Genomic DNA, 16,446 nt, shown 5'->3' on the forward strand with positions numbered 1-16,446 from the left:
CCGTTGACGAAAGCGCCCTCCCCGCCACACTGTATAAAAATACAGCAAAACAGATATTCAGGGATGAAGTCAGCCTTTATGCAGGAATTGCGCGACGCTATTCGCGCCAAGCATTACAGTCTCAAAACAAAGCACACTTACCTTTATTGGGTGGGCGGGTATTTGCGGTTTAGTCGGTGCAAGGCAAGAGCAGACATTGGTGGCGCCAACGCTATTCGTAACTATTTGAATTACTTGGCGCTCGAACGCGATGTTAGCCCTAATACGCAAAAGACGGCGCTCAATGCCATTGTATTTATGTACCGAGCAGTTTTGTGTATAGAGCCCGGTGACTTTTCTGATTTTCACAAAGCCAAAGGCCCTGTAAAACTACCCACAGTCCTGACCGATGATGAGGTGCGTCGGCTGTTCAACAACATGCAAGGGCCAACAAGGCTTTGTGCCGGATTGATGTACGGCTCGGGTTTGCGGGTAATGGAAACGGTTCGATTGCGGGTGCAGGATATCGATTTTGATCGGCTGTGCGTCTACGTGCGAGATGGCAAGGGCCGAAAGTCGCGAATTACAACATTTTCTGCTCATCTGGTTTCAGCTCTAAAGGCGCAAGTGACATTAGTCACCGGGTTATTTCAGAGAGATTGTTCAGAAGCACGGTGGGACGGCGTTTACTTGCCCCATGCCTTAGCTCGCAAATACCCACGCGCACCTTTTGAATTGGGCTGGCAGTATTTGTTTCCTGTCGATCAATGGAGACTAGGGAACCTCTGTATAACTCCGATGCCACTCTGGCGCCCAACAAATTTTGTGCGCAAGGCGCGGCTTCGAAGGCATGCCGGGGCCTGTCGAGAAGCCGCAACAACGTGTACGGAATTTGCTGGGCGCCCCGGAGGGCGTGACCTGTAACAGCCCCCACTGCGTTGAGTTTCTTGTTAAGGACTATGGCCATTAACGGCGAAATTCGCCTTGCGGCTGACCGTTACAGGTCGCGCAGAGCGGTACCGGAGTTATGCAGAGGTTCCCTCAATCCCCGTTCCGGTAAGCAGAGGCGTCACCATACCGTTGAATCCGTAGCGCAGCGAGCGGTAAAAGCCGCCGTGCGCAAAGCCGAAATCCATAAGCCAGCGACGTGTCACACATTACGCCATTCCTTCGCAACCCATTTACTTGAGAGCGGCGCAGACATTCGCACAGTGCAAACACAACTGGGGCACGCCGATGTTAAAACCACGGAAATCTATACCCATGTTTTGAATCGGGGCGGACAAGCGGTGATCAGCCCGCTGTTACATTTTTAAGGGTGCTTGTATTGAAATAACGGCGTCCATACTCCCAAGTCTCGAATGACTCGCGAAAATCTAGGCTATACGCCTACAGCCTTAAGGCACTTTTCCACCTCTGAGATCACAGTGTTAACGCTATTAGGTGTGAACTTAATTCGATGCAAGCCGATATACAGCGTCTCATGAACAGGCGTAGGTAAATGATGTACGTTAATTTTTTCTTGGCTCTTAAAGGCACCCACCGCGTGACTTGGCAAAACGGTAAAACCAATGCCCTTACTCACCGGCTCTAAAATCAAATGAATTTGGTTGGAGAAGCCCGACTTTTTAAACTGCTCGCCGTGTTGAAACTCGGGGTAGTTCACACTCAGCAATTGACCTGCATGAAAAGCGCCATCGGGATGGTCTATAAAACCTAGGGCCAGTAGATTCTCCCAGCTAGGCTCTGTTACCGATGACGGCGTCACCAATAGCAACGCCTCCTCGGCAACCGCCCTAAGATTTACCTCGGCCAACCTAGCCGCGCAGGTCATCAAACCAAAATCCACTTTATGTTCGGCAATGAGCCGCTCGATATCGCGATTAGGTGCGAAGCGATAGTCGATGACTAACCCGGGATGATGCCGCTGCAGTTCTAACAAATAGGGGTAAAGCTTAAGCCCAACGCTGCCCGGCGAGGCAATTTTTACAATGCCTTCGTGACTAGGGTCTAACCCTATACGCTGTTCGATATCGGTTAGGGTAAGCAACAGCTCGCGCCCCTCGCGATATAGGCGCTCGCCGGCGCTAGTTAGGGTAAAACTTTTACCCTCCCGAACCAGTAAGGGCCGACCTAACTGCTGCTCAAGCTTATGGATCTGCTGACTAACCCCAGATTGGGTCATATTTAGCCTTTCTGCGGTGCGGGTAAAATGACCGACGTCCACCAAGGTACAGAAGCTACGCAGCCAGACAGGGTTAATCATTACAAAACATACTCATTTACATCAATAATGATAATTTTACATAATAACAAATGATTTGTAACCTGAGGCCAACTTAAACCTACAGGACCGCACATCATGACCAGCACCTACCCACGCAACTTTTCCCATATTGGCATCTCTGTGCCCGACCTTGAGGCCGCGGTGAAATTTTACACGGAGGTGATGGGTTGGTATCTCATTATGAAGCCTACAGAGATAGTCGAAGACGACAGCCCCATTGGCGAAATGTGTACCGATGTGTTCGGCCAGAACTGGGAAAAGTTTCGTATCGCACACCTCTCCACCGGCGACCGCATCGGCGTTGAGCTATTCGAATTCAAAGGTCAGGTTAACCCTGAGAACAATTTTGAGTATTGGAAAACTGGCGTCTTTCACTTTTGCGTGCAAGACCCCAATGTTGAAGAGCTGGCCGAGCGTATTGTTGCAGCCGGCGGTAAAAAACGCATGCCAAAACCACGTTATTACTACCCAGGCAGCAAGCCCTATCGCATGATTTATATGGAAGATCCGTTCGGCAATATATTGGAAATATACAGCCACAGCTATGAACTGATTTATAGCGAGGGAGCTTACTAACCACCAGATCACTTACCTTTCACCACAGCGTTTTAGAAAACCTACACGAGCACTCACGCTATAGTCGAGCTATACAGTAGGCTGCAAAAAAAGCCCCATGTATTGGGGCTTTCTAATGTCACGCAATGTCTATTAGCGACAACAGTTTTCAGCGCCTCAACCGAGTATCCAGCTCATCCACCACCTCGGCCCACTGCGCATCTTCATCAATGGCTTGCTTAATAAATTGCGCCTGTGCGGGGCTCCAGAAAATCGCTCGATAGAGCTCACCGTCTTGATGGCGCAAGTGGTTGTCGCGAATAAACTGATCGATGGCCGCCTGACTGCTATTGAGCCCCAGCTGATTAAATAATTCTGTCATCGCATGATGATGCTGCACTTCCATAGTTCCTCCTAAGGGTAAACAAACGTGATGCTAGTAAAGTATGGCGCCATCAGCGCTGCGCTATAGACCAATTTAGAACACCAAAAAACGTTGTTAGAAAGAAATATACATATGGAACGATCGTCCTTGTTTCTGTTAGGCTCCGCGCTCGATCAATAATTTTAAACTACGGAGTGGATATGGATAGTGTTCAAAAAACCATCAAGGGAATGAAATTGGCTGGCCTTATTGCCGCCACAATGCTCGTGCAGGCGTGCGCCTCAAGCTTCACCTTTCAAGTGGAGGTAGACAACCCAGAACCGTCGGTTCAACACTATGTATCCAGCGATCAAGATACACCCACCAGCCTAGCGTTCAGCCATCAGATTCCTGCAGACCAAATCAGTGCCAAAGGTGGTGTGCTCAATTATGTCTATCAGCAAGATAAGAAAAATATCGATCACGCCAATTTCTTTTTAAGCGCACTTAGCAATGAGCTGGAGGCGCGTAAGCTTCCAGTCACCTTCGACGATGCAGCGAGCAATCAACTCCAATTACTCAGCTACGACACTATTTCGCACCGCAACAACGGCTTCTCGCCGCTAGTTATGATTGCGATGGTAAAAATCGATCTGGTGGAAAACAACCAAAAACACCGTATCGCTGCCATCGTCAAACGCGCAAAAGTGCCCATTTGGACCGTCACCGAAGAGCCATTGGTTGAAGCAACCATCAATCAACCACAGGAGATTTTAATTAAAGAGGTCGCGGCTAAAATTAACGTAGCACTGTTTAACGACAAGCTAACCGATAGCGATGTCGACAGCCTGATTAACGACGTTAAAGCGAACATTGAAAATGAAGATATTGCCTACCAAAAACTTTACCAACTCGGCTTTTCGAACAACCCAAAAGCACTGCCGACGCTACAGGAATTCAGCAAGCATAACGCCGAATACATACGCCTAGCCGCTATCTCCGGCATGGGTATGTTGGGTGGCGAAAGTGTGTTCGAAGAATTGAAAGCACTGTATAAGTCTGGCAACCAGTGGCAAGACCGAGCGATCGCATTGAAAGCCATCGGTGATATCCGAACAACGGAGGCGCTCGAGTTTCTTAAAACAGAACAAGCTAAGTGGAGTGATCAAACAACACAAGAAGCCATTTGGAACAAAAAAATTGTGGCGCTTTTTCTAGACTAATATCACCTCTGTCGCTCAAAACGAACCTGGCAGTCACAAGTTTTCAACCAGTGACTGCCAACCTAAATTGAATATGATACGTCTTTACCCCAATCGAAAACGTTAAGAAAAAAACGAGCACCATCAAGACGCTCTAGGTTCGTCCTGAAACACATCCTCTATAGACATCTCAAATAGACGCGCTATCTTAAACGCAAGGGGTAAACTCGGATCGAATTTCCCCGTTTCAATGGCATTAACGGTCTGCCGCGTTACCTCTAGTTCGGCAGCTAACTGAGCTTGTGTCCAATCGCGCTCTGCTCGCAAAACCTTAAGCTTATTTTTCATCGAAACCTCAAGTTACCCACAACAATACCAACCAAAAATGTCAGACCTATGAGTATGACGAGATGGGAAATTTCCGGCTGAAAGGTGATCAGTCTTACATCCTCTAAAAGCTCATAGCTGGAGCCGCACACGAGAGCAACACCCAAGGCAAGTGCCGAGGCGTCGAGAACGATTTTTTGCTGCATTTCATCGAGCCCCTTCACCTGCCGTATGGTCGACATGATCATGCCGGCACCTGTCACCAACGTAAAAAACAGCGCGACTAAGGTAAGTAACGTATTAAATTGCCAGAGTAATTTTGGCCCGAAGGCGGTCAGCGCTAAGGTCATCAGCCATGCTGAGGTCCAACAGCCGAGCAGAAGGGTATTTTTGGTATTTCTGGCTTCCCAGCCACTTGGTTTTAGCTTTATATCGTTCATTGTATAACTCCTTTGTCCTAATGTAACGCAAGCTTTACACTAAAGTAATGTAGCATTGGCATAATGTCAACTAAGCTTTACAAAAAGATTAGAATCGCTTACCAGCGCTATCGCCGGTAGATTAACGACGTGGCGTATAGCCCCCCAGTCACGCCTAGCGCAGCACCCGGCCTAATGGCAGCCACAAGTATTGCGCTCAAATCTCCGCTCAACAGACTTGTGAGACCGTAGATTGGGTAGAAGTAGGATCTGACGAAAAGCCGATGGCGGCAGCGCCTATGACACTATGGCGAAGAAACAAAAAGAAAAAGAAAAAGAACCATCAACCTAATACCCGAGATTTACGACTGGTCGATGCGTCTATCGACTCACAAGCGTGCCGCTAGTCACGGGCCTGACTGTCGCTGTCTAAACTGCTAGCCACAAATTCTTTCCAGTCAGCAATGTTTGAGCCTTCGGCCTCGAACAAACTAAGCCCGAGTAGATACTCACCGTTTCCGTCATAGGGGCGACACCACTTGATTTCACAGACGAGGAAAAATTTCTTCACCGCGCCACTTGCATGGTGCTGTTGAATACACGTGCTCAGTATGCTGCCTTCTAATAAGGGCTGATGTGAAATGACTCTGAGCCCATTAGCGGAAATATCCAAACTGGTGGTCACCACAATTTCACTGCTCTGGTCGGGCTCGGCGCTGGGCAGCTCGATGAATACGGTGCAGGCTTCATCAATGCGGTACTCTTGCCGCTTGTCCGGTTCCGGCGCACCCAGCATTGACCGTTTTATTTCAGTCATCATTTGCCTCCTACCTTATTTCACGTGCGAAGTTGCTAAGAAACATCGCGCCTCAACCCCTGAATAACTTTTGCCAATTGATCTTCAAAATTATTACCTTTGTGCAGAATGCGTAAACGACCATCGGCTAAACGCTGGTGTAATTCATCCTTTAGCAGTTCGACGTATTTACGACCGAGCTGATCAACAAATATGTACTTTCCAGTCGATTGTATGATCACCGAAAGCTTGCAGCGTGTAGGCGCCGCCACCTCGTCTACCACATCTAACCACGCGCCCACCTGCAGCTCGGCGATGTGTTGCGTGGCGGCGGCCTGACTAGCTTTTTGCTCTGCGGCTAACTGTTTAAACGCTTGCGCTTCAGCGCGAGCTTTAACTGCGGCGGCCTGGCGACGCTGTGACATTTCAATTTTTTCCGCCGCTTCAAGCTGCAATTTTTTTTCTCTTTCGCGCGCTTGTGATTGCTGCTGAATTTTCTCTTGCGCCTGCCTAACCGCTAAGTTAGCGCGTTTCACCCAGGTAAAAATAACTTTTTGCCAGATATCAGCAATACCGGATATTAGGATCGGCCGGGCGATGTCGGCCGACAAGCATAGGGCAAAGTCTTGTAGGCTCTTGGCCAACACCTTGCGCCCCAACCAGTCCACAAATAGCAGCTGGCCGCTAGCTTCATGCTTGAGTGCTAATTTACAACGCAGCGCCTGTGTTATCGGTTGCGATTCCTCGGTGCGAAAAAAAAACCATTCTTGTGGTTTCACATTGGCAAACTGTGCGAAGTAGCTGGGCGTCATTGTCGCTTGTAACTGCCCCATACCCGCCGGGTAAGGCAGCGCTGAGAATTTGTAACAAGCCACCGGCTGTTTTTGGATGGTATGCATTAAGCAAGCGCTTAACTCATCGAGCCAGACCCCATAGGCCTGTGAATTCACCCCATGACTGGCGGCACTTTGTTCTAGTTTTTCCAACTGTGGCGGCAGGCTCTCGTATAGCATTTGATCATCCAGCACCACACCTTGCTCACCGTATATCTGCGCCAATTGGTACAGCTGCCGCTGCCAAAACTGCCACAAAGGCAGTCGCTCGTGATCGGCTTCTCCAGCCGTCAAGACGGTATTTTTGAGGGTATCCTTGAGTGTGCTAAGCAACCCCTGCTGCAGAGACTCAGGTAAATAACAGTTGTGTAATTGTTGATTGAAAAGATCCAAAACCGCACATTCTGCGGCAAGGGTTCGGTATTCGCTCTCGGTTATCTCGCACAGACGAGCCTCGGTAATGCCGGCTCTACGGACTTCGCTTACCATTTTTTGGTCGATGTCTCTTAGCCCTTGAGCCACCCTATTCCAAGCCTCCGGAGCCAGGCTTTTACCAGCCGCAAGCTCCGCTACCAAGCCATTGCATTGATTCAAATAAGATTGACTGGCACGACTATCAGAGGGGTACCAAAAAATTGCTTTGGTTAACCAATGCTCTAGAAAGTCATTACAAGGGTGCCCAAGGTTAGCCGCTAAGTGCTCTATCTGCCCCGCTTGCGAGGTTAACAGCTCAGCTACAACGGAAAATTTTTCACTGAGGATTTGATGATGATGTGGCGGCCCGATGGCAATCAGTGCATCAGCCACAAACCGCGCTCGGATCTTATCTTCGGCCTGCCCCATAGCCCGCGCAAGCTGGGCGAATAAAGCCGCCAACTGCGCTGCGTCGCCATCGACAATGGCCTTGGAGTCAAATTCCTGCATAGGCTTCAGCGCTTTTCAACCAACTCTCGGAAACGAGTTCTCACTATAGTAAACGCACCCAACGCCGGGGATAAAAATCAGCTTTTCTAGAACCACACCGGATAACGCAAGGGCACAATCCCCTGCCCTTATCACCCAGGGCTGTCTTTCGCCCCTATCGCGCTAGGCTAGCCGTACCACTAGGCCAAATGCCAACGCGCCGATAACTGAGCTCACCGGTAGCTGTTTATCTTGAGGTACCGCCTGTTAGCCTAAGCCATCAGCCCATACCACCAAACGACCGCCCTAACCTAGGAAGGCGCATGAGCTTAAGGCTTAGGCTTGAGACCTAGCCCTACCCCATTCACCGATTATCACTCGCCATTGGCCGAATCAAGCGCCCATTAGACAAACCGAGGCCCTACTCTGCACCTGTACCAAGCGCGCCCACCACGGGCAGTTAACCAAGTTGAGAACTCAAGGAGAGCCTCATGAACCAGTCGACAATCAGTCAAGAACAAGTGATCGAAAACCTGAGCAATAAAAGCAACTGGGTGCGCCTAGTGTATATGCTGATTTATGGTCTCGCCCTGCACATAGCCGGCATTATCATGTGGTTGCTTTGCACCGTTCAATTTGTCATCACCATGATATTTGGCCAAGACAATGAAAACCTGCGCAAAATGGCGGCAACCATCAGTGACTATATCCACGAGGCGCTCGCCTTCGTTAGTTACAACAGCGAGAAAAAGCCCTTTCCCTTCGCCAAGGACGACGCCAAAGAGCCTGATGACAGCACCACCAGCAACACACACGACGCCGAAGGCGATGATGTGCATGAAAATACCAGTGCCAAAGCAAAAGATGAGCCTGTAACTATTGATGTAGAGCCCCAAGCCGTGGAAGATGCCCCTACAGATCTACCCGACGACAAAAAGGCGTCGGATAAATAAAGCCAAGCCTAGTAAACAACACCGGCAAACCACGTCCAAACTATTCACGAGATAGATGCTATGAACAATCACAAAGGTAACTTCACCCCGCGCACAGCATTCGGCTTAGGCCTCATTGCTTTTGCCGTACTGCTGTTTCTCAGCAACATCGGCATTCCCTTCTTGGGCGTGGTGCTGCGCAACTGGCCTGTGGTGTTGATCGTGGTTGGCGCGGTGATGTTTCAACACACTAAGAAGCAAAAAATAAAAAGTGGTAAAGCGCAGTATTTACCGCACACCTTGATTGCTGTGGGCATCTTGTTCCAACTTGCCAATATGCACATTTTAAACTTTGGCATTGGCGCCATTGTGGTACCCGTGGTACTCGCCTTTGTCGGCATCAACCTGCTGAAAAGCAAAGCCGACACAGCCAAACGGCACGAGCGCGACGGCAACGAGTCACAAGGGCAAATTATTGATGGCGAATGGATGAGCGAAAATGGTGATGATCAAACCAGTTCAGCACAAGCCAATACCAACAACGATGACACAAAAATTGATGTGTTCACCGTGTTAGGTGGCGGTAATTTTTCTACCCGCTCCAAGCGCCTAACCGACGGCAACATCATCGCAATTCTGGGTGGCGCGGAAGTGGATATTCGCGAAGCCGACAGTCTAAAAAACACCTTAGAAATAGACATTATTGCGTTTATGGGCGGCGTTGAAATTAAAGTACCACCCCACTTCAATGTGACCGTGAAACTACTGCCACTTCTGGGCGGCGTCACCAATAAAACCACCTGCTTAGCCGATAAGATGGGCGTGCCGCCCAAACACCTGGTATTAACCGGCATGGCACTGATGGGTGGCGTAGAAATCACAAATTAAGTGGTTTCACAACAAATACCCAAACACAGCACTCAACACTAGCGCCTATTATGCACCCCATCTTTAGCTCCAATCGCACTCTACTTAGCGTGGCCATACTCTGGAGCCTTCTATGCTGCCTGATTGCTTTTCTGTTGATTAAACTGGATCAGCAAGGCCATGGTGCGCTGCTAATCACACTACAAACGCTACCGCTTTACGGTTTACTGCTATTTTTCGGCGCCTCCAATTATTATCTTTGCTTGCGCCTGCCACTGGCCAACACACCCATGCCAGTATTGTTGGTGGCGCAAACCCTTGCCGCGGCTATTACTATCGGTTTGTGGTTGGTGGTGGCTTTGGGTTGGAACTGGTTGCTCGATCAAATGAGTTTCCAGCACGCCGAGGCCATGTATTTTGACTTACTTATCGCCAATGTTTTAATCGCGCTCGTACTCTACGTGGTTTGGATTTTAGTCCACTACGCCTACCTAGGCGCTAAAAGTGAAGAGCACACCAGCGCCCGCTCGTTAGAGCATCAACTGCTGATTAAGAGTATTGAACTCGAGGCAATTAAGCTCACCGTGCACCCGCACTTTATGTACAACAGCCTAACCATGGTGGCAAACCTCTCTCTGGCCGCGCCAGAAAAAATACATGATATTTGCGTAAAAATGTCTGACTTCCTACGTTATAGCGTAACCTACGGCAAGCAAGACAAGGTGACCTTTGGCGATGAAATCACTCATATTGAAAATTACCTCAGCATTGAGAAAGAGCGGTTTGGCGAACGCTTACGCGTGAATATGGCTATCGCGCCCGAGACACTCGATAAACCCACCATCGCTCTGGTGCTATTTCCGCTCATCGAAAACTGTATAAAACATGGCATAGGGTCCCAGTTTGAACCGGGCTTTATCAGCATCGCAATCGAGCAACGGGAAACTCTTACTCATATATCTATTAGCAATAGCTTTGACCCCAGTGGCATAAAACCGCGTAGCACAAAACTCGGATTGTCGTCGTTAGAAAAACGCATCGCCTATAGCTTCGGCCCCGGCGCGCAGATGAAAGTAACCAAGCAACCAGGTCAATTCATGGTTGAGCTTTATTTACCTGCACTTAGTCAAAACCCCATCAGCCTGACAGGAGGTTAAGTACGCATATGAATACGGATATCAATACGGAAACGGTTAAGAAAATAACGGCCATCGTTATCGACGACGAAGCACACGCGAGGCAAGCCTTAATCCATCAGCTTAACAAGCATTCTCACATCGATATTATTGCCGAGTGTGAAAACGGATTAACGGCCGTCAAGGCGATCAACGATTTGCAACCGCAGCTTATTTTTCTTGATGTACACATGCCAAAGCTCGATGGCTTTGAAGTCTTAGAGCTATTGGGAGACAGCGCGCCTATTACTGTATTCGCCACAGCGCACGATGAATACGCCATACAAGCCTTTGAAAATAATGCACTGGATTATCTACTAAAGCCCATTAACAGTGCTAGGCTGGAGAAAACCATCGAGCGAATTGCGCAGCGGTTAAACCTGCACGATACCGACACCACAGCCACGAAAGCACTTATTCAAGATATTCGACAACAGCAAGCGCCACTGCAGCGGGTGCTGATTCGAGACAAGGGCGATGTGCATGTGATTGCCACGAGCGATATTATCGCTATAGAGGCAGCCGACGATTATGTTGTCATCCACACCAGCGAGGCCTCGCATATCAAACAAGATAGAATTAACAATTTCGAACAGCTGTTAGACCCCAGTCAATTCTGCCGGATTCATCGCTCCACCATTATCAACCTTGACTATCTGAAAGGCATTGAGACAGAGGGCAAGGATAATCGCTACGCCAATATGAAACTAAACGAGAAAAACGCTAAGCAATTTTCCATTAGCCGAAGTGGCTATACTAAATTATTGGCGGTGCTGTAAATTTGCGAAACGAGAACAATAACTAATCATCTCGCGTTAGCACCTCCAGCAACTCGATATCGAACAGTAAATTCGAGTTAGGGGCAATATGCTGACCCACTTGCCGATCACCATAGGCTAAATGTGCGGGTACAAAGAGCTTTCGCTTACCGCCCACTCGCATCCCCTCCAGACCTAAATCCCAACCTTTGATCACACGCCCTGTACCAATCACGCACTGAAAGGGCCTACCTTTTAACGCGCTCGAATCAAACACAGTGCCGTCTTCTAACCGGCCAGTATAATGCGCCGTAATCAGCGCGCCTTTACTTATCAGCTTGCCTTCACCCAGCACGACATCGTCGACCCGTAAAATCTTGTTCATATCGTTAACGCCGCAAATAAATAGGTGCATAGTTACTTCAATCGCTAAGGTTACCCACCGCGCATCGAAATGTCTAAATTAAATCTGCTGCTGAACCCACAGCGTTAACACCTAAAGTGACGGGACGATTGGAAAAATAGGCCTAGTGAACCTAGACGGCCAGCCTTTTCCCTGCCCATCTAACCTCATCTTAGCTTTATTCCTCCTATCTGATGCTAGGCGCAATTCATCCCCTATGCGCGACGGGACGATTGTTCTCGGTGCGCCGCTTGGGCACAATAGGCTGCTATCAAAACTCAGGTTTTATGACAAGGGAATGGGCATGACAATACGTAAAGCAGGCACCGTCATCGGGCGTTTATCAAACGCGGCGCTTACCTTGGGTTTTACTGCTTGCACACAAGCAGCAAGTTTTGACTTTGAAGAGTACACAATCGACACGGGCCTCGCGCCCGCCAGCGCGCCTTTTGCGGCAGACCTCATCGCCGGCCAGGGCAAAGAAATTGCCATTATTGTTAACGATGAAAAATCCGAGCGACAGCTGCTTGTTTATCAATATGAGCCAAGTGCTAACGCCTACCTTGAACGAGATAGGGTTGCCATCAGCAGAGAATTTCACACCTTTGACCTGAGTGAGCCGGTCGCCAAACCGCCTAGTCCAGAACAACATGCCGCTGATCCACAGGCATCAATACAACAATCGTTGTTTTTTTTAAGCAGCCATAAACTTTATAAATATACTCCGGCCACGATCGACAAACCAGGTAACTTGCTGCCGGTTCTCAACCTAAAAACACTAATCCTCAAAGACGACGCTGATTTCTTGGCGCGTGGGGATTTTGTCCGCGATATCAACCACGATAGCTACCCTGATCTTCTGGTGGCCGACTTTGAAGCCACACAAATATTTATCGGTACCGAAAGCGGTTATCAGTTGCAATCACTGCCGATAAAAGCGGATGTTATCGTCGACAACCGCGGAGCCACCTACGCCAATCCAAAACTATTTTTGGCAGACATGAACTCGGATAAACGCCTCGACATCGTAAAAGTCGAAACAGGCGCTCTCGTTATCCATCTGCAAGATCAACAGCAGCATTTTGGTGAACAGCCAACACAATTGGCGATTGCCGCAAACATTCATGGCACCGATTGGTGGCACAAACGCGATAGTAACGGCGACGAGCTAGACCAAAGTGACTTGAGCTACCGAAAGGTCGATGAGATCAAAGACATCAACAACGATGGCCTAGCCGATATGATCGTGCGCTTTACCCAAAGCTCTGGCGTACTGGATAGAAGTAATGATTATGAGATTTACCTAGGCCAGCGCACAGAGGGGCGCCTCTCACTGCCACTTCAACCCACCAGCAGTATTCAGGCCGAGGGTACCTTATCCGGTATAGAGCTTGTTGACATAAATGGCGACGATATATTTGAAGTTATGCTGTCTGGCTTCGACATAGGTCTCACCCAAATTATTGGCGCACTTATTTCAGGCAGTATTAATCAAGACGTCTACATATTCGCCCAAGACCAAGCAGCTAATTTCGATGACGCGCCGCTCATGAAAGAAAACGTCAATTTGAATTTCAGCCTAAGCTCCGGGCGCTCAGGCAGCGCCGTCGTCGAACTCGCTGATCTCAATGGCGATGGGCACAAAGAACTCTTACTGTCGAAAAACAACAAAGCCCTGTCGATTTATGCAGGCCTGCCTGAAAAAGCTAACTTCGAACGCAAAGCCAGCCGCTACAAAACGCTATTACCGGAAGACAACAGTAAACTTAGCGTGACCGACATGAACGACGACAGTAAAGAAGACATTATTTTTCATTATGGCAAGCTCGACAAACGAGAACTGTCGAGCACCATTAAAGTGCTCATCGCAAAATAGCCTAGCGTCAACCAACAGCACCCAGCCATGCGAAAAACCGATAAAAAAATCGACAACGCAATCATTGAAGCACTCACTGAGGTCTGTGAATCAGCCCTCAAGCAATACTCTGGATTCCTATGGCTCAGCCACTTAGTCAACTACACTCATTTTCCTCGCAGTTTGCAGGTGATATGTGTTTTTGACAGTGAGGAATACCTGAGTCAATTTAACGCTCACCCAAACCAGCGAGAACTACGAACATTGATTAAGCAGCGCTTGAGTGAAATAGGCGTCGCTATTAACGATAAACAAGTCACTTTTGTGACCAAGGATCAATGGAGAAAATACCACTAAGCGTTGCACCAACGTCGCTTGCCAAGCCGTCAGTCAACGACATCACCACGATATACCGTGTGTTTGAATCTGGGCAGCCCCGCGATCTCGTAGCTCGAGGACGCCGGTACCACGTGATTCACAGGCCCATTATGTATCGCCATTGCGCTATAAACGCTTTGCTTTTTAAAACCATGGCTTAGGCCCACCCCAAAAAAAACAACACGAGTTGCCGTTGATATTTTTATGCTAGGATGAAATCGATAGCTATAGCGATGAAAAATCACCAACACAGCGTAGATAACGATGCGTCTCACTATCTAAGTTTGAAAAGGAGTAAGAAGATGGCATACATGGATCATCTCTATCGACCGGAAAATATTATTGGCTACAGCGGCGTTCTCACCAGCAACCCGACAGTGTATTTTTGTGCACCCTCGACCGGTCAGAACGGCTTACCGAAAACGACGTTAGTCGGCAAAAACCAACAGATACTGTTTTTGAATGGGCATATCACCCAAGCGCACGACGATCCACGCAATATTGGCCGAGAAAAGGTGTGTGAATCTTGGTCGTATAGCATCATGAACGCGGGCAAGGAACACGATGACAGCGGTTTAATTAAGTCTGGTCAAAAGGCGCTACAAGAGACCTATCACCAGAGCGAAGTTGCGCCCGACAATCGTCATTTCTTTGCGACGCCCGATGGCTTTTCCGACTTTCACATCAGCCGATCGACCTTCACTGCCGTGCGACCGAAAGATAGCGAGGCACTCAAGACGCTTGCCACCGCTATCTCGAAATTTCCATTGGTGAAAAAAATGTACGGCCGCATTCGAGACAATGAATACACAGATCTCAAGCAGACTAGCGGCTAAGCTAAACGTTAGCCTGCGCAAGACCTCGTAAGCCAGCCTTAGCAGCGCCGGAGAAATTATCTGGCGCTGCTTGGTAAAATTAAGCCAGGTACCAAGCCAACAGCTAACACTATTCCCGCCCTGCGCTCACTATATCAGCTGGCACTAAGCCAGCCCCATGAGCAGCGCTTGGCAAGGCGGCGCGCAAAAAAAACAACGCCAGTAGCAATAGGGCAATATTCACCGCAAGGGTGACGCCTTGGAAAGCGGAGGCACCAAAGTGCAGACCATAACTGAGCAACAAAAATAACAAGGCCAATCCCGTGCCCAATTGATAACGGCGACGTATTTGCGCTGGCTCAATTTGCCATCTAGCCCAAATACATAGACACAGCAAACTCAACCAGAACACCCATTCACCAGGCCCATGTAATAGCACTTGCACCGGTGCACTCAATGTAAGCGCCAACGGCAAACCCCAAACAAAACCGGCCCAAAGCCGATCCAACGCGTCAGCGCGTCCCCGCTTGGCCAGCCAAATATTGATGCCGGTTACCGACACGACCGTTAGCGCCAAACCCAGCACGACATACAAAAATTTGACCGCGACACCGCCAAAGTGACCAAAATGAAGACGATAAACGGAATACACAATCTGTTTGGCGGCCGGGCCGTCGAGAAAGCCGTCGCGCTGAATGAAATTACCGGCCAAATTAAACACATAATTTTCAGAGTAAATCAGCCGCTCGGGCTGACGCACAAAGAACTCCATAAACGCCGTCTCGGTGCCGGCATCGTGCAGAATCATAAACAGCGGTTCGCCGCCGGGTGAGAGCTCGGCCAGCTGCCCATAGGCCTTTGCTATCTCTGGCATTCGAACTGTTTGCACCAGCTCAGGTTCTGCGCCAAACGCTTGCTCAATAATTTGCTGCTGATCGCCATCGTAAAATACTTGTGCGTAAAGCCCCATCACCAAGAGCGCACCGCCAAAGTAGGCGCCGGTCACGGCAATCATCAGATGAAAGGGCGCAGCCCACACACTCAAGCGGTTATGAATATCCACTTGCCGCAACCGATAACTGCCGCCGCTGCGCAGCCGAAACGCATCGCGCAGAATACTCGGGTGCGCCAGAAATCCTGAAATAATCAATCCCACCAACAAGGCGCCCGCCGCACTTACAATGATGAGCCCAAGGCGCTCGGGCAAATGCAAGTTAATGTGCAGCCCGGTAATCAGATGAGAGAAATCATCGTATGCGCGCTCGCCCATGGTGCCATCGGCGTTTAGGTAGTAACTCGCTTGGCTATCGGCAACTTTCATCATCGGCAAGGCCGTAGAAGGAAACACCAAGTACAGATGATCTTCTGGCGCTTCCATACTGGCGAACCAACGCTGAAAGCCGGTTTCTGCGGCCACCGGGTCTAGCTCTGAATAAGACGCGGCCAGGGGTTGTTCCCAGCGCTCGATTTCTTCAAAAAAAACCGCCAATGTTCCGGTGAGACAGATGGCGTACATAACGGCGCCGAGCATTAAGCCCAACCAACTGTGCGCCGATAACGCGGGCTTAACCAAGTTTTTTAGTGTTTGCAGAAGCATG

General features: G+C 49.1%; 18 protein-coding genes and 1 pseudogene. 11 read left to right on the forward strand and 8 right to left on the reverse strand.

Annotation, left to right across the window (positions count from 1 at the left end; translation table 11 throughout):
• The first annotated feature begins 63 nt into the window (after window positions 1–63).
• Window positions 64–903: a phage integrase N-terminal SAM-like domain-containing protein gene (locus ACGHTT_RS13610; RefSeq protein ID WP_390591303.1), complete on the forward strand. Its 840-nt coding sequence runs from the start codon at window positions 64–66 to the stop codon at window positions 901–903.
• A 113-nt stretch (window positions 904–1,016) separates the two neighbouring features.
• A pseudogene (locus ACGHTT_RS13615) lies at window positions 1,017–1,295 on the forward strand (tyrosine-type recombinase/integrase); the annotation flags it as partial.
• Between the two features lie 65 nt (window positions 1,296–1,360).
• Here the strand turns inward: ACGHTT_RS13615 and ACGHTT_RS13620 are convergent.
• A complete protein-coding gene (locus ACGHTT_RS13620) occupies window positions 1,361–2,245 on the reverse strand; it encodes a LysR family transcriptional regulator (RefSeq protein ID WP_390591304.1) in 885 nt (294 codons plus the stop codon).
• A gap of 96 nt (window positions 2,246–2,341) precedes the next feature.
• Between ACGHTT_RS13620 and ACGHTT_RS13625 the strand changes: the two genes are divergently transcribed.
• Window positions 2,342–2,842, forward strand: coding sequence for a lactoylglutathione lyase family protein (locus ACGHTT_RS13625; RefSeq protein WP_390591306.1), 501 nt, complete (start codon window positions 2,342–2,344; stop codon window positions 2,840–2,842).
• Window positions 2,843–2,990: 148 nt separating this feature from the next.
• Here the strand turns inward: ACGHTT_RS13625 and ACGHTT_RS13630 are convergent, their stop codons facing one another.
• Window positions 2,991–3,227 carry a DUF2789 family protein gene (locus ACGHTT_RS13630; protein WP_390591307.1) on the reverse strand — a complete coding sequence of 79 codons (237 nt, stop codon included), beginning with the start codon at window positions 3,225–3,227 and terminating at the stop codon, window positions 2,991–2,993.
• Between the two features lie 179 nt (window positions 3,228–3,406).
• Between ACGHTT_RS13630 and ACGHTT_RS13635 the strand changes: the two genes are divergently transcribed.
• The gene (locus ACGHTT_RS13635; protein WP_390591309.1) at window positions 3,407–4,408 is read left to right on the forward strand and encodes a HEAT repeat domain-containing protein; all 1,002 of its coding nucleotides are present in this window, start codon (window positions 3,407–3,409) and stop codon (window positions 4,406–4,408) included.
• Between the two features lie 123 nt (window positions 4,409–4,531).
• Here ACGHTT_RS13635 and ACGHTT_RS13640 read toward each other — a convergent pair whose 3' ends face one another.
• From ACGHTT_RS13640 to ACGHTT_RS13655, 4 genes are all read right to left on the reverse strand, one after another.
• The gene (locus tag ACGHTT_RS13640) at window positions 4,532–4,735 is read right to left on the reverse strand and encodes a helix-turn-helix transcriptional regulator (RefSeq protein ID WP_390591310.1); all 204 of its coding nucleotides are present in this window, start codon (window positions 4,733–4,735) and stop codon (window positions 4,532–4,534) included.
• Window positions 4,732–5,154 carry a hypothetical protein gene (locus tag ACGHTT_RS13645; protein WP_390591312.1) on the reverse strand — a complete coding sequence of 141 codons (423 nt, stop codon included), beginning with the start codon at window positions 5,152–5,154 and terminating at the stop codon, window positions 4,732–4,734. Before ACGHTT_RS13645 ends, ACGHTT_RS13640 begins: the two co-directional genes overlap by 4 nt.
• Before the next feature lie 382 nt (window positions 5,155–5,536).
• Window positions 5,537–5,953 (reverse strand): PilZ domain-containing protein, encoded by a 417-nt coding sequence (locus tag ACGHTT_RS13650; protein ID WP_390591314.1) that lies wholly within the window; start codon window positions 5,951–5,953, stop codon window positions 5,537–5,539.
• A gap of 32 nt (window positions 5,954–5,985) precedes the next feature.
• Window positions 5,986–7,686, reverse strand: coding sequence for a DUF1631 family protein (locus ACGHTT_RS13655; RefSeq protein WP_390591316.1), 1,701 nt, complete (start codon window positions 7,684–7,686; stop codon window positions 5,986–5,988).
• A gap of 470 nt (window positions 7,687–8,156) precedes the next feature.
• On the opposite strand from ACGHTT_RS13655, the gene ACGHTT_RS13660 reads away from it, so the two are divergent.
• The 4 genes from ACGHTT_RS13660 to ACGHTT_RS13675 are packed head-to-tail and all read left to right on the forward strand — an operon-like array spanning window position 8,157 to window position 11,418.
• Entirely contained in the window at window positions 8,157–8,618 is a 462-nt protein-coding gene (locus tag ACGHTT_RS13660) for a DUF4389 domain-containing protein (protein WP_390591317.1), read from the forward strand.
• 60 nt (window positions 8,619–8,678) lie between these two features.
• Entirely contained in the window at window positions 8,679–9,485 is an 807-nt protein-coding gene (locus ACGHTT_RS13665; protein ID WP_390591319.1) for a LiaF transmembrane domain-containing protein, read from the forward strand.
• Between the two features lie 50 nt (window positions 9,486–9,535).
• Window positions 9,536–10,621, forward strand: a complete 1,086-nt coding sequence (locus tag ACGHTT_RS13670; protein WP_390591321.1) for a sensor histidine kinase — start codon at window positions 9,536–9,538, stop codon at window positions 10,619–10,621.
• Between the two features lie 8 nt (window positions 10,622–10,629).
• Window positions 10,630–11,418, forward strand: a complete 789-nt coding sequence (locus ACGHTT_RS13675) for a LytR/AlgR family response regulator transcription factor (protein WP_390591323.1) — start codon at window positions 10,630–10,632, stop codon at window positions 11,416–11,418.
• 22 nt (window positions 11,419–11,440) lie between these two features.
• On the opposite strand, the gene ACGHTT_RS13680 is transcribed toward ACGHTT_RS13675, so the two are convergent.
• Window positions 11,441–11,782, reverse strand: a complete 342-nt coding sequence (locus ACGHTT_RS13680) for an FKBP-type peptidyl-prolyl cis-trans isomerase (protein WP_390591324.1) — start codon at window positions 11,780–11,782, stop codon at window positions 11,441–11,443.
• A 322-nt stretch (window positions 11,783–12,104) separates the two neighbouring features.
• Here ACGHTT_RS13680 and ACGHTT_RS13685 point away from each other — a divergent pair, with 322 nt between their 5' ends.
• The 3 genes from ACGHTT_RS13685 (at window position 12,105) to ACGHTT_RS13695 (ending at window position 14,869) form a co-directional block, all read left to right on the forward strand.
• Window positions 12,105–13,676 carry a hypothetical protein gene (locus ACGHTT_RS13685; RefSeq protein ID WP_390591325.1) on the forward strand — a complete coding sequence of 524 codons (1,572 nt, stop codon included), beginning with the start codon at window positions 12,105–12,107 and terminating at the stop codon, window positions 13,674–13,676.
• A gap of 27 nt (window positions 13,677–13,703) precedes the next feature.
• Window positions 13,704–14,012: a hypothetical protein gene (locus tag ACGHTT_RS13690; protein ID WP_390591326.1), complete on the forward strand. Its 309-nt coding sequence runs from the start codon at window positions 13,704–13,706 to the stop codon at window positions 14,010–14,012.
• A 323-nt stretch (window positions 14,013–14,335) separates the two neighbouring features.
• Complete coding sequence (locus tag ACGHTT_RS13695) at window positions 14,336–14,869, forward strand: hypothetical protein (protein ID WP_390591328.1); 534 nt, start codon at window positions 14,336–14,338, stop codon at window positions 14,867–14,869.
• Between the two features lie 109 nt (window positions 14,870–14,978).
• On the opposite strand, the gene ACGHTT_RS13700 is transcribed toward ACGHTT_RS13695, so the two are convergent.
• Window positions 14,979–16,445 (reverse strand): PepSY-associated TM helix domain-containing protein, encoded by a 1,467-nt coding sequence (locus ACGHTT_RS13700; RefSeq protein WP_390591330.1) that lies wholly within the window; start codon window positions 16,443–16,445, stop codon window positions 14,979–14,981.
• Window position 16,446: the final 1 nt, after the last annotated feature.

This window comes from Simiduia litorea, assembly GCF_042853465.1.
Lineage (GTDB): Bacteria > Pseudomonadota > Gammaproteobacteria > Pseudomonadales > Cellvibrionaceae > Simiduia > Simiduia litorea.